We start from the raw sequence: 13,039 nt of genomic DNA on the forward strand, positions 1-13,039 counted from the left end.
CATCTGGGTATTGGTGTTTCGGACATTTCACATGCTCGCGCCTTCTACGAACAAGCGCTGAAGCCGCTGGGGATTACCCTCCTCGCGAGCATAGAAGCCCCCCTCCGCAATCAGCTCCTCGGAGATTGGGCTTCGGCTCTTCTGGCAAGCCATTTCTCTGGGTGCATGCCACCACCTCCCCTAGCATCGGGGCGCATATAGCTTTGATCGCCCAGAGTCATGAGGCAGTCGACGCGTTCCATACGGCCGGGCTGGTCGCTGGGGGTCAAGACAACGGAGCGCCAGGAATCAGGTCCCATTACCACGCCGGATATTACGCGGCCTATGTGCTAGGCCCTGATGAGGTAAATCTGGAAGCCGTCTGCCAAGCATCAGATTGAGAGCTTCAGCTACGAACGAAGTAGCTGCCCGGGGGCGTTATCGTTGATTCCAGAAAATTCGGCTTGATGCGCACCGACTAATCAGCCATTTCCTGCAAAGACTCAGCTATCTGAGTCCCTGTTTTAGGGTTTTGTCGGGGCGTTTTTTCCCACGCCGACAGAATTGAACTGTCGGAAACCAGAGGCTGGCTTACCCTTTACCTTCAGAACCTCTCGCGCAGCATCGCCATCAGATTGCGCGGTTCGCCATAACTCCTCGCATTCCATAAACGCCATGTTTCAACGCTCTCAGGGCGGGTGGCAGCTTCAAGTCGCCTCTAAGCGGGTCCTGTTGAGAGCAATACCTCTCCTAATTCTGGAAATTTAATTTTCACATTTGCGACTGGCGGGGCCCAAAAAAGGCCTGTCCAGCTTCCTGTGGCGATCAGATCACCAGCCCTCAAGGGCCGGTTCTGCGATGCAGCATGCCTCGCCAACCACGGCAGCGAGGCCAGTGGATCAGTGAAGGGATGGCTTCCAACATCAACTATCTGCAGCCGCCCATCCACCCAGACCTCGACTGCCTGCTGCGACCAGTTTGCCGGAGGCTGAGTCGCTTCGCCCAGCACCAATGCGCGGTTGAGTTGCTGATCAGCCAGGCGAAGCAAGGGATGCGCCTGCTCTCCCTGTTGAAAGCGGGTATCACACAGCTCGATCCCGACATGCCATGCATCAATCGCTTCATAGGCTGCTGCATGATCGGAATCGCCATCGACATCTCGCCCAAGTCGCACGATCAGCTCACCTTCGATGCCGAAACGGCTGCAATAGCCCTCAGGGACCGCCCAACCCGATAAATGAATGGAGTGGCTCGGCACGCGCGCAGTGCTGACCAGCCTTCCAGGGCTGCCGCCAAGCTTCCACGCAGTCTCCGACGAGTCACCGAACCAGCCAAGCTCGGCGGCGACAAGTTCCTGAACCTGGTAAGCATCGGCTTCAGTCAGCAAACCAAGCCCGTCATATGGCACATTACGCCGCTGTCGCCATGCTTGGACCAATGCCGCCGCTACCTGGGTCGCGCCGTTCATAGCGGCAGTTCATGCGGGCGACGACGAGTTTGAGCGGGAGCAGGCTTCTGGCACGGTAAAAACTTCCCGCGGCCCGCGGCGCCTCTTGGTTCGCCGTCCCAAACGACCTCTCCTCGTGCCAGCGTTATGGCCGGCCATGCACTCAACTGCATACCTTCATAGGGGGTGTAATCCACATTGTGGTGCAGCATTTCGTTGGTAATGCGTACTGGCTCACCTTCGTTCCAGATGACCAGGTCAGCATCGGCGCCAATTGCGACGCTGCCTTTGCGTGGGTACAAACCATACATTTTTGCGGCATTGGTGGATGTGAGTGCGACGAAACTCTGCGGGGTAATCCGGCCTTTGCGAACACCTTCGGACCAGAGAAGCGCCATTCGCGTTTCGATCCCAGGAATACCATTGGCGACTTGTTCAAACGTCGGGCTTTCACCATGGGCTTTTTTACCGTCGTGGCCTTCGTACCGGAACGGCGCATGGTCCGATGAAAACACCTCGAATGAACCATTTTCCAGGCCGTCCCAGATGACCTGCTGGTTGGCAGGATCGCGCGGTGGTGGGCTGCAGATGCATTTCGCGCCTTCAAAGCTGTCGTCGCATCCGAGCGAAGCCGCCGTCAGGAACAGATACTGAGGACAGGTCTCGGCGTAGACCTTCAGGCCTTTGCTCTGCGCCCAGCGAATCTGCTCGACTGCGTCACGACCAGACACATGGACGATCAGAATTGGCACATCCACCAACTCGGCCAATGCAATCGCTCGATGCGTGGCCTCACGCTCAACCAGCATGGGCCGGGAGGTGGCGTGATAACGGGGCGCGTCCAGGCCTGCAGCCAGCAGGCGCTCGGTAAGCCAGGCGATGCAATCGCTGTTCTCGGCATGCAACATCACCATGGCTCCTTCCCGACGTGCCACCGACAGCGTCTCGAGAATTTCCCGGTCACCGAGCTTCAACGCGTCGTAGGTCATGTAGATCTTGAACGAGGTATAGCCCTCGGCAATCAGAGCGGGCAACTCCCGTTGCAGCACATCAGGCGTGGGGTCAGTCACGATAAGGTGGAATGCGTAATCGATCACCGGCTTGTCGCCAACTCGCCGATGGTAGTCCTCGACAGCGGCACGCAAACTCTCGCCTTTCTGCTGGCTGGCAAAGGGAATGACCGTGGTAGTGCCACCGCAGGCGGCAGATACGGTGCCACTGTAGAAGTCGTCCGCCATGACAGAACCGTCGCCGGTCGGCTGATCCAGGTGCACATGGCTATCGACGCCCCCCGGCGTAACGTGCCGCCCCGCCGCGTCAATCTCTTTCAATCCAGTGGGCAAGTCAGTCGCCAGTGAAACAATTTGTCCATCACGAATGCCGATGTCGCAGGTAAAAATGTCAGCGGCTGTAACCACGCGGGCATTACGGATAACAGTGTCCAGAATTTGCATATCAACCTCTTTCAAGCAGGAGCCAGCCACCGTTATTCCGGGCGTAGCAAGCCACGCCCGGCTGCTCGAAGCGTTCGAACCTACGGGTGGTATCTGGAATCACGGGTTCACATTGCGTCGCTCGAATGCCATGCCTCGCGCGCGCATTACGTAGTCAGAGCATTACATCGCCGCCATTGGGGGACAGTGTTTGCCCGGCATAAAATGCGCCAGCGCTCGAAGCCAGGAGCAAAGCGGTAGGTGCGATTTCATCTACCTGGCCGAAGCGCCCCACCGGCAACTGTGCTTTCTTGGCCTCAAGCCATTGCGCGCTGTGATTGCGCAACAAGTCGGTATCGACCGGCCCCGGCGCAATCGCGTTGACCATCACATTGTGTGGCGCACCCTCATAAGCCAGTGCTCGGGTAAACCCCACCACCCCGGCCTTCGCCGCACAGTAATGCGCCAGCCCTGGCGCGCCCTTGTATGCCAGTTGTGAAGCAACGTTGATGACGCGGCCATACTGGCGTTCGAGCATCCCGGCGAAAAAGGCGCGAGTGACCAGCATCGTCCCGCGCAGATTTATCCCGATGATACGATCCCAATCCTGATCATCGGTCATGGCAAATGGACGGTCGCCGCCACCCACACCGGCCGAATTGACCACGATGTCGACCTGCCCCAAACGCTCCTGCGCCCAGGTGCAGAAACGGTTTACCGCCGCTGGATCAGAGACGTCGCATTCGCTGGCGTGTAGTTCAAGGCCTCGCGAGCGCACGCGATTCTGGAACGCCTCGGCATTCTGATGATCTGCCACATGGCAAATGGCAACTTCTGCACCATGCTCCAGAAACAATTGCGCAATCGCCGCACCGATTCCCCTGCTTGCGCCGGTGATAACAGCCTTGCGGCCCGAAAGATCAAACACGTTACTCATGACCGACTCCCAGTGTTCGAGCGGGATGGACGCTCTGCCAGTGGTTGGCAATATCGATGCGTCGAGTGATCCATACGTCAGGGAAACTCAAAACGTAATCGAGGAATCGCTCCAATGCAGCTGCCCGGGCCGGATGCCCCACCAAGCGCAGGTGCAGACCGACCGACATCATCTTGGGTTGGGTTTCTCCTTCCTTGTAGAGCATGTCGAACGCATCTTTGAGGAAGCTGAACCATTGGCTTCCGGTACTGACGCCAGCCGCGAACTGTCCGTCGTTGTTGGTCAACGAATACGGGATGATCAGGTGAGGTTTGCCGCTTACCTGGGTCCAGAACGGTAACTCGTCCCCGTAGTAATCCGAGTCGTAGGTGAACCCGCCCTCCTCGACCAGCAGCCGACGGGTGTTGACGCTCGGGGAGTAGCGGCAATACCAACCCTGGGGCCGAACGCCCGTTGTACGCTCAAGGGATTCCACCGCTTTACGGATGTGCTCGCGCTCCTGTTCCTCGCTGAGCTGGTAGTGCTGGATCCACCGCCAGCCGTGGGAGCACACATCGAAGCCCGATTCGCGGATGGCTTCACAGGCATCCGGATTACGCTCCAGGGCGAGCGCGCAGCCATAGATGGTCGCTGGCAGGGAACGCTCCTGGAACAGGCGCATCACCCGCCAGAAACCCACTCGGCTGCCATATTCGAATAGCCCTTCAGCGGCCAGATCCCGGCCCTTTACACCGGTATTGAGGCCGCTGCTTTCGGTGAACCACGTTTCGCTACTGTCCTCGCCGTCCTGAATGGACGGCTCCGAGCCTTCCTCATAGTTCATGACGAAATTCAGTGCGAGTCGGGCGCCCCCGGGCCATTTAGGATCAGGAGGATTACGGCCATAGCCGACAAAATCTCGTTGAAGATCACTCATGCTTTCTGCACCTCGAAACTATGAGGAAGGTGAGTCGATTCCAGCCAGCGCGCGTACGCTTGAATGCCGTCATCAAGGGATATTTTTGGCACGTAACCCAGGTCACGGCGCGCCGCATCAATACTGAATTTCTGCTGGAATTCATCGACAGGATCCGCGCCCGGCTCAAGGGCGATATCGGCACCGGGAAAGATAGTGCGCACGACCTGCGCGATCTCTTCAAGCGTTACACGGGTGTCGCCGGTGACGTTGTAGGTGGTGCGTGGCAGCACGGGGGCATCCAGCGCACAAAGCAAGCCCTGAACGGCGTCTTCAACGTGAATGAATTGCCTGGGGAAGTCCGCTCCGAAAGACATTCGGGTGGCGCGCCTGGCCAAGGCATCTTCAATCATCTTACGAATCACACAGTCAGTGGTTCTCCCCGGGCCGTAGACCCAGGACAGTCGAACACTCGCCGCAGACAGCCCATACTGTTCGGCGTAGGCCGTGGTGATGTACTCGGAAGAAACCTTGCTGGCACCGTAGAGGCTGCCTGGCTTGAGTAAAACGTCTTCGTAAGCGGGACCCGACTCGACCACCCCATAAGCACTGGTCGAGGAGCAATACACAAAGCGCCGAACAGCGTGAACACGCGCCAACTCAAGTACGTTGGCGGTACCGACAATGTTCACTTGCACCATCGAATACGGCGCATCACGCGCCACCATTGGCCCGGAAAACGCACCGCAATGAATGATGGAATCGACTCCATCCAGAGCGATGGCATGCAGGCGATGGATATCGCCAAGGTCGCACGCTGTGATCTTGACCCCCTCCTGGGTGACCGAGGCGAGCCGATCCAGTGCCAGCACCGGTCGGCCCTGCTCGACCAGACGACGCACCACCTGGCGACCTACCAACCCTGCCGCTCCGGTGACCAATACCGGTTTGCTTATCGATTGATCGAAACTCATGCGCGCAGCTCCGCCTGTGGGGCGCGCATTGGCGCCTCTTCTCGGACCTCGATAGGCAGTTCGGCCTCGAGCAGCTTGCGGGTATAGGCCTCCTTCGGATTGGCAAAAATCTCCTCCGTCGGGCCTTGCTCGATGATCTTGCCGTGGCGCATCACGGCAACGTAATGCGCCAATGACCGGACTGAGTTCAAATCATGGGTAATGAACAGCGCCGACAGCCCCATACGCTTTTGCAAATCCCGCACAAGGTCGATGATCTGCGCTCGAACCCGAATGTCGAGTGCCGTTGTCGGCTCATCGAAAATCACAAAATCAGGATTGACCGCCAAGGCCCTGGCCACGCCTACGCGCTTCTGCTCGCCGGCCGTCAGCTCATGGGGGTAAACATCTGCCTTGGCCCTGGATATGCCAACCAGATCGAGCAACTCCAAAACCCGCGCCTGTTTGGCCGCGCGGGTCAGCGGTGCGCCCAACTTGAGAGGCTCGGCAACGAGATCGCGCACCCGCCACCTGGGGTTAAGCGCCACATAAGGCTCCTGGAACACCATCTGCATCCGCCGGCGCACGTTTCTGAACTGCTTATCAGAGAGGGTCAGTGTTTCCTGGCCATCGAACCGGATCGAGCCCGAGTCCGATTGCAGTAAACGAACCAGGCATTGGCCGGTCGTGGTTTTGCCGGATCCGCTTTCCCCAACCAGGGCCAAGGTCTCCCCTTTGCGGATGGTCAGCGACACATGGTCTACCGCGCGAACCGGCTCAGTGGAGCCCTCCACATGGAACAACTTCACCAGGTTCGTGACCTCTAGCAGCGGTGCAGCCTCGGCGCCGGGTTGTGCCGGCTGGCCATCCATCGGCAACGGACGTACACGGGCTGCCTCCAGCAACTCCCGGCTATAGGGATGCTGAGGACCATCGTTAAGAAAAGAGCGGATGGTGGTGAGCTCCACCAAACGCCCGGCTTTCATGATGCCGACCCGATCGCAGTAGCTGGCCACCATGCCGAGGTCATGGGTAATCAGAACAACCGCCAGCCCAAGCTCACGCCCTTTTTCCACTAGCAGGTCCAGCACCTGCAGTTGGATCGTTGCATCAAGCCCCAGGGTCGCATCATCGGCGAGCAGAATTTTCGGTTGTGCGATCAACGCCATGGCGATTACCACCCGCTGCGCCATACCACCGGAAAGCTCATGCGGGTAGGCGTGCGCCCTTTTCTCAGGGTTCACAATTCCGACTTGCTCAAACAGGCGAATTGACTCCTGCCATGCGTCTTTTTTGTTGATCCCTCGATGGGCCCGAAGAACTCTGGCGATTTGCTCGCCCACCTTCACTACCGGGTCCAGCAACGATTTAGCGTTGGTTCCGATCAGCGCAACCTCGCCGCCTCGATAGCCGCGTCTTTGCTGCGGTGTCATCGTGGAAATCGCGTGCCCGTTGACCCGTATCTCGCCGTCAACAATGCATCCGTCGCCTGGCAGCATGTCGATAATGGCGCGCGCAAGAAGCGACTTTCCTGCACCTGTCTCACCAACAATGCCGAGAATCTCCCCCTTCTTCAGCGAGAAACTCACTTCCTGTAAGGCAGGCGGCATTGATCGGTCCGAAAACCCGACGCTGATGTTGCGTACCTCAAGTAAGGGTTCGTTGGTGTTTGTCATGAGGAGCTCCTTGTCTGCGGGTCGAACAGTTGCTTGGCCGCGTCTCCGAGAAGCGCAAACGTCAGTACTGAAAAAACGATGGCGAGCCCTGGAAACAGCGCGACCCACCAGATACCCAGGATCATTTGCTGCGCGCCGTTGCTGACCATCAGACCCCATTCCGGAGTAGGCATGCGCACGCCGGCACCGACGAAGGACAGGCCCGCCGTCAGCAGAATGGCCATGCCGATGCTGATGGATATCTGCACGATGGCAGGCGTCAACGCATTTGGCAGGATGTGCTGGAACATGATTGCGCTGTCCGTGGCACCACTGCATCTGGCCGCGGCAATAAACGGACGATCACGCAGCGACAAGACTTCAGCCCGGATCAGCCGGGCGAAGACCGGTGTGAAAAGTACGGCCAGCACAATGGCAACGTTCCATATTTCCTGGCCCATGACGGACACCAGCACCATGCCCAGCACAAACACAGGAAATGACTGGATAAAGTCAAAAAAACGCATCGCCAGGGAGCTGCCCCAGCCTTTGTAGTAGCCAATGGCGAGCCCGAGTGGAACGCCAATGACAAAGGCGATGGCCACGGCGGTCACGCTGATCAGAAGGTTGATTCGGGTCGCGAAAATGACACGGGAAAAAATGTCCATGCCGGACACATCGGTGCCGAAAAAATGAATCAACGATGGCTCTTGCAGTGCATTTATCGGATCAGCGGTTTCCGGCGAGTAAGGGGCAATCCATGGCGCAAAGATGATCGCCACAAACTGAATAGCCAGCAGCACCAGGCCGATGATCAAGGTTGCCTTGCCGGCAACGCTACGCTGTGCAGATAGCGGTCTCATACTTCAATCCTCGGATCAGCAATGCCGTACAGAACATCTACGACGGTGTAAACGATGAGAATGAAAGCGGCAGCGACCAGCACAAATCCCTGTAACGCGGGGTAATCGCTGTTCATGACAGCGGATACCGCGTACTGGCCGAGGCCGCCCCAGGCGAAAATCGTTTCAACCAGAACCGCCGCGCCCAGCAGAAAACCGAAGAGAAAACCGACCATGGTGATGATCGGTGGCAGGCTGTTGCGCATCGCGATCCGAACCAACTGCCATTCAGAAAGACCGCTCGCCCGTGCATGACGAATGAACTCGCTGCGGTAGTTATCGGCGAAAACAATCTGGGTCATCTTCATCAACGCGCCGGCGTTGACGATGGTCAGCGTAAGCACCGGCAACCACAGGCGGCCGACAGCCGAGGCGAATGCGGCGGTATCACCGGCAAGCAACGTGTCTATGGTCAGAAACCCGGTAACGGCTGGCGGCGCAGTGAGTATCGGGTCCAGCCTGCCGAACGGTGCGGGAGCAATGCCGGCGACATTGAACAGAAAGTAGATGAGCAGCAGACCCACCCAGAAGTCAGGCACCGCGCCCGCCGCCAGGCCGTAGACCTTGCTGAACCGATTGATCATTCCGTTGGGCTTGGTCACTGCAACAACCGCAAGCACCACGCTCACCATGATCGTCAGAATCATTGCGTAGGTAATCAGCTCGAGCGTTGCCGGCACCCGGTCGAGCAAATCAACGGCCACAGGGTTGGAGGTGAACATCGACGTTCCCAGGTCACCGTGAACGACCGTTGAAAGGTAGCTCGTGAACTGCGACCAGATGCTGCCGTTGAGGCCCAGCCGCTCGCGCAGGCTCAGAATCTGCTCGGGCGTGGCCATATTGCCTAGCATCAGCAGGGCCGGGTCACCAGGCAGTAAACGAATCAGCAGAAACGTGGCAAGCAGCACGCCAAACATCTGCGGAACAAGAATAGTCAGCCTGGCCAGTACGATACGTAGTGGGCGAGGCAGCGACCGCAATGAATTGCTAAGTCTCATACTGGTTTCCTTGCAAGTAGTCTTGCGCAGCTAGCGGGGCAAAGCACCACCCCGCTGCTGGCTCTACTTATTTCTTGTAGAGGTCGTACCAACTGTTGCTGTTGGGCGTGTACCAACTGAAACCAGCGACATTGGCGCGGGTGGCCAGTTGGTAGCCTGGATTCATCAAAAACACCCAAGGCGCCTCGTCCACAACAATTTGCTGGACGCGCTTCATGCCAGCATCCCTCGCCGCCTCGTCCGTGCTCGACAACGCGTCGTTGATCAGCTTGTCGACTTCGGCATTGTTGAATTTCGGGTAGTTGATAAGTGAGGCGCTGTTAAGCCAGAGATTCGCCACATAAGCCGCATCGGGGACAATGGCCATGTCGCGGAAGAAATACATGGGGATCGTGCCCTTGGAGTACTTCTCCACCAGCGTCGAGGCGGGCAACTTCACCAGTTCCACGTCAACGTTGGCGCGGGCGAACGCGGTCTTGAGGATGACGGCAATCTCTTCCTCGATCTGATCACCGGTACGGTAGCCAAGCTGGGTTTTGAAGCCCGATTCCTGGCCCGCCTCTTTCAACAGTGCCTTGGCCTTCTCCACATCCTGGGTGTACGTGAAATATTCATCGGTATAGGACGGATAGATTTCAGAGATCGGGCTCTTGGTTGCCCGTGCCTTGCCGTAATACACCGCCTTCAGAATATCTTCGCGCGGCACCAGATAATTCAACGCCTGGCGAACCTTGGGGTTATCGAACGGAGGTGTGGTGTTGTTCATTTCAACGCGGTGAATGTAGTTGCCAAACACCTGCCAAATCTTCAGCTGAGGATTCTTCTCCAGCATCGCCAGCTCACGTGGCGAAAGCCATTCGGCTACATCCACGGCCCCAGCTTGCAGTGCTGCCAGGCGGTTGGCCGATGTCGGCATTTCGCGGAATATGATTTTCGAAAGACGCGGCACGCCCCGGTAATAATTCGGGTTGGCTTCGTACACCACCTCCTGGCCTGACTGGAATTTCGTCACCTGATAGGGCGCGAACGAGGCCGAGTGAGTGGCCAGCCAACTGGATGCGTAAGGGTCGTCACTGGTGACGTTCTTGCGGGCAGCAGTGGCGTCCAGAATGCCGAGGTCATTGTTGACCCAGATTCGCTCGATCAGCGGAGAGGTCTTGGGCAAGGTGACCGTGACGGTCATTTCATCCTGCTTCTTGAACGCTTCTTCAAAGGATTTGATGCCGAGGATCTGGCTCATGTACCAGCGGAAATTCGCGTTCTTGTTCCAGCCCCTTTCGAACGACCACATCACATCGTCGGCGGACAGGGTGTTGCCCGCTGCGCTCTTGACGCCACTGCGCAAATGAAAGGTGATCGAGGTTTTGTCGTCTGCCACCGTCCAGCTTTCAGCCAGCGCCCCCACCAGCTTGTCGAAGTTTTCCACCTGCACACCGTCGACGACCTTGGTGTCGTAGGCCAGCAGGCGCTCGTAGATGTTGCGCTTGGCTTCGTGGGTGGCTTCGGTCGGCGGATATTCCTGATCGAGCGACTCAGGCGTGCGAGGGCCTGCAACCACCAGGATGGCGCTCGCATTCTGGGCAAATGCATTCGGAGCAACAGCCCCACCAAGTAGCGAAACGACTGCCAGCGCCTGCGCAGCGGGCCTCAGAAGGAACCGCATTATTTTCGTATTCATAGGATAGGATTCTTGGTTGGAGGTGATTGAGTAAGCCCTTCTCAAATACGAAGACGTGATGCCAATAAACTTATGGCTCACCCCCCCCGCTCTAGAATGGCTGTCTATGGCTTGGGCAGTGAGAGAATCGATAGCTGACATGCAGCCCCAAGATTGTTGCTAAACAATTTGAAATTGTGACAATCACATAGCAATCCCTGTGCCATCGGTGTGACAAAACTTCGCTCCCGGTTTGAACGTCAATGACAATAGTCTTACAGGCCCCGAAATCAGGAACTTCACGATGTGCAACGGGGTAAGCCAACAGCCAGTCAAGCACCAACCAACCCTGGCCGAGTTCTTGCTCACTCTCGGTGCGCACCCATGATTCGTGGTCATTCGAGGTGCACATTTGAACAATCCCGGGTAATTCTGTGACAATCGCTAATTCTTTGGTAACAAACCATGCAGACGGCACCCATGCTCATCGACGACTCACCCACAGCACGTCCTCGCAAAGCCCGCACTACTGGCCAGATTCTTGGAACAGCCGAGAAACGCGACGCCATTTATGAGCGCATCCTGAATGCGGTGATGGAACACCGGCTCATCCCTGGTACCAAGCTTGTGGAGGAGAAGCTTGCCAGCGTATTTGAGGTCAACCGCACCCGCATTCGCGAAGTGCTCGCCCGGCTCGCACATGAAGGTGTTGTCACCACGATTCCCAACCGTGGCGCGTTCGTAGCCAGTCCGTCTGTAGAGGAAGCTCGGCATATATTTAACGCACGCAGGATTCTGGAGCCGGCGCTAATTCGGACGCTCGTAGCGCACGCGGGTGAAAACCAGATCACTCAACTCTATGACCATGTGGCCCTAGAGCGCGCTGCTCGGGAAAACAATGACAAGCGCGCGGTTATTCGCTTGTCTGGAGAGTTCCACCTACGGATCGCAGAAATGGTCGGCAGTCCCCCACTTTTGAAACTTATGCGAGAGCTGTCTTCGCTGACCTGTCTGATTATCCTGTTGTACGACGCGCCCAATGTGCCGGCATGCCCAAACCATGAGCATCTTGAGATCGTGAACGCTATCAAGTCAGGCGAAACTGAGGAGGCGGTCAGGCTCGTGATAGAGCACCTGAATCACATCGAGAACACGCTGGATCTTTCGATAGGGGAAGAACAGGAGGTGGATCTGGACGAAATCTTCGGTTGAACGGTACGAAATTGGGAAGATATTCCGAACCCCTCCTTGCAGAGCATTAAGGTCCATCCCACAACGGTGTTTGCCGCTCCTTCGACACCCGGTTTTAGCTGGTAATTGCACTCCGGACCGAAGCAGAACCAGTCAATCGAACCCTCGTAGTCGATCCGCTCTTGGGTTGCCGCAATCAGAACAGCCAGCCATTCGAGGTTTTCACGACATCTAGCTGCATCAGCGGTGGACGATTCGGGGAAAATAATCGGTGACAGGTGGCGCTTCAGCGACTGCCCGAGCCGTGACTCGTTCAGGCGAAAATCTTCCTCCGGGCAAGCCTGGAGTTTCCTCAGGATAATGCGGTTGTAGAGCTTCCACTGCTGACCGGAACGATCATCGGAAGCGTCTTCAGAAAACGCCTGATAGGCCAGCACGCTGAGGTAGGAAAACAATTCCAGCAGGGATAAGTGCCCAAGCTGTTTTTCAGCGTTGCCAATCAGCTCATCAAAGGGCTTGAGCTGATCCAGCAAACGGTCACAGACACCGAAGAATATCTGCCACTCTCCCCCCACGAGCGCTGCACGAAGCGCAAGCCATAGCGGCGAAGCAGTACGCTCAAACAGCTTCGAGTAGCGGATTGCCCATCTGAGGGTGTCTGGGGCATGGCTGGCCAGCTCCAGCAGTAGGTCGACACTGACTGCATTGTCGAAGAGCAGCACCCGACTGAGAGCAAGGCTTGCCAGCTCGGAGCGAGTGACCGCCTCCGCATCATGCCAAAACGGTGCTGAAGCCAGGCCAGTCGCGCGGTCAAGTGCAGAGAGGTTTTTACCTGCAGGCCGCTGATCCAAGAAATGATGCAAAGATTCATCAAGAGCACGGCCTTTGCCGAGTGCAGGCTGATTCCTTTCATACACCGACTGGTAATGCTGCCGGCATCGTTCTCCTTTCTCTGTCATCCCACAGCACTCACAGCAGCCTTAGATTCCTGG

The 13,039-nt window shown here is 57.4% G+C and carries 11 protein-coding genes; 1 reads left to right on the forward strand and 10 read right to left on the reverse strand.

The window, feature by feature from the left end:
- Nucleotides 1–697 precede the first annotated feature (697 nt).
- From ACOKS3_RS26380 to ACOKS3_RS26420, 9 genes are all read right to left on the reverse strand, one after another.
- Nucleotides 698–1,447, reverse strand: a complete 750-nt coding sequence (locus tag ACOKS3_RS26380) for a fumarylacetoacetate hydrolase family protein (protein ID WP_019818812.1) — start codon at nucleotides 1,445–1,447, stop codon at nucleotides 698–700.
- Nucleotides 1,444–2,880: a dihydropyrimidinase gene (gene hydA, locus ACOKS3_RS26385; protein WP_017736604.1), complete on the reverse strand. Its 1,437-nt coding sequence runs from the start codon at nucleotides 2,878–2,880 to the stop codon at nucleotides 1,444–1,446. Before hydA ends, ACOKS3_RS26380 begins: the two co-directional genes overlap by 4 nt.
- 154 nt (nucleotides 2,881–3,034) lie before the next feature.
- Nucleotides 3,035–3,796 carry an SDR family NAD(P)-dependent oxidoreductase gene (locus ACOKS3_RS26390; protein WP_017736605.1) on the reverse strand — a complete coding sequence of 254 codons (762 nt, stop codon included), beginning with the start codon at nucleotides 3,794–3,796 and terminating at the stop codon, nucleotides 3,035–3,037.
- Nucleotides 3,789–4,712, reverse strand: a complete 924-nt coding sequence (locus ACOKS3_RS26395) for an allantoinase PuuE (protein ID WP_019751963.1) — start codon at nucleotides 4,710–4,712, stop codon at nucleotides 3,789–3,791. The genes ACOKS3_RS26390 and ACOKS3_RS26395 overlap by 8 nt, the downstream gene beginning before the upstream one ends.
- Complete coding sequence (locus ACOKS3_RS26400; protein ID WP_017736607.1) at nucleotides 4,709–5,665, reverse strand: NAD-dependent epimerase/dehydratase family protein; 957 nt, start codon at nucleotides 5,663–5,665, stop codon at nucleotides 4,709–4,711. Before ACOKS3_RS26400 ends, ACOKS3_RS26395 begins: the two co-directional genes overlap by 4 nt.
- Complete coding sequence (locus ACOKS3_RS26405; protein ID WP_017736608.1) at nucleotides 5,662–7,320, reverse strand: ATP-binding cassette domain-containing protein; 1,659 nt, start codon at nucleotides 7,318–7,320, stop codon at nucleotides 5,662–5,664. The genes ACOKS3_RS26400 and ACOKS3_RS26405 overlap by 4 nt, the downstream gene beginning before the upstream one ends.
- A complete protein-coding gene (locus tag ACOKS3_RS26410; protein WP_019818817.1) occupies nucleotides 7,317–8,162 on the reverse strand; it encodes an ABC transporter permease in 846 nt (281 codons plus the stop codon). Before ACOKS3_RS26410 ends, ACOKS3_RS26405 begins: the two co-directional genes overlap by 4 nt.
- Entirely contained in the window at nucleotides 8,159–9,199 is a 1,041-nt protein-coding gene (locus ACOKS3_RS26415) for an ABC transporter permease (RefSeq protein ID WP_017736610.1), read from the reverse strand. Before ACOKS3_RS26415 ends, ACOKS3_RS26410 begins: the two co-directional genes overlap by 4 nt.
- A 67-nt stretch (nucleotides 9,200–9,266) precedes the next feature.
- On the reverse strand, nucleotides 9,267–10,862 hold the full coding sequence (locus ACOKS3_RS26420; protein ID WP_019751968.1) for an ABC transporter substrate-binding protein: 1,596 nt from the start codon (nucleotides 10,860–10,862) through the stop codon (nucleotides 9,267–9,269).
- 474 nt (nucleotides 10,863–11,336) lie between these two features.
- Between ACOKS3_RS26420 and ACOKS3_RS26425 the strand changes: the two genes are divergently transcribed.
- On the forward strand, nucleotides 11,337–12,068 hold the full coding sequence (locus ACOKS3_RS26425; protein ID WP_231980899.1) for a GntR family transcriptional regulator: 732 nt from the start codon (nucleotides 11,337–11,339) through the stop codon (nucleotides 12,066–12,068).
- Here ACOKS3_RS26425 and ACOKS3_RS26430 read toward each other — a convergent pair.
- Nucleotides 11,996–13,006 carry a hypothetical protein gene (locus tag ACOKS3_RS26430; protein ID WP_156796360.1) on the reverse strand — a complete coding sequence of 337 codons (1,011 nt, stop codon included), beginning with the start codon at nucleotides 13,004–13,006 and terminating at the stop codon, nucleotides 11,996–11,998. The genes ACOKS3_RS26425 and ACOKS3_RS26430 overlap by 73 nt on opposite strands.
- Nucleotides 13,007–13,039 lie beyond the last annotated feature (33 nt).

This window comes from Pseudomonas sp. HS6-2 (assembly GCF_049325675.2).
Lineage (GTDB): Bacteria > Pseudomonadota > Gammaproteobacteria > Pseudomonadales > Pseudomonadaceae > Aquipseudomonas > Aquipseudomonas putida_N.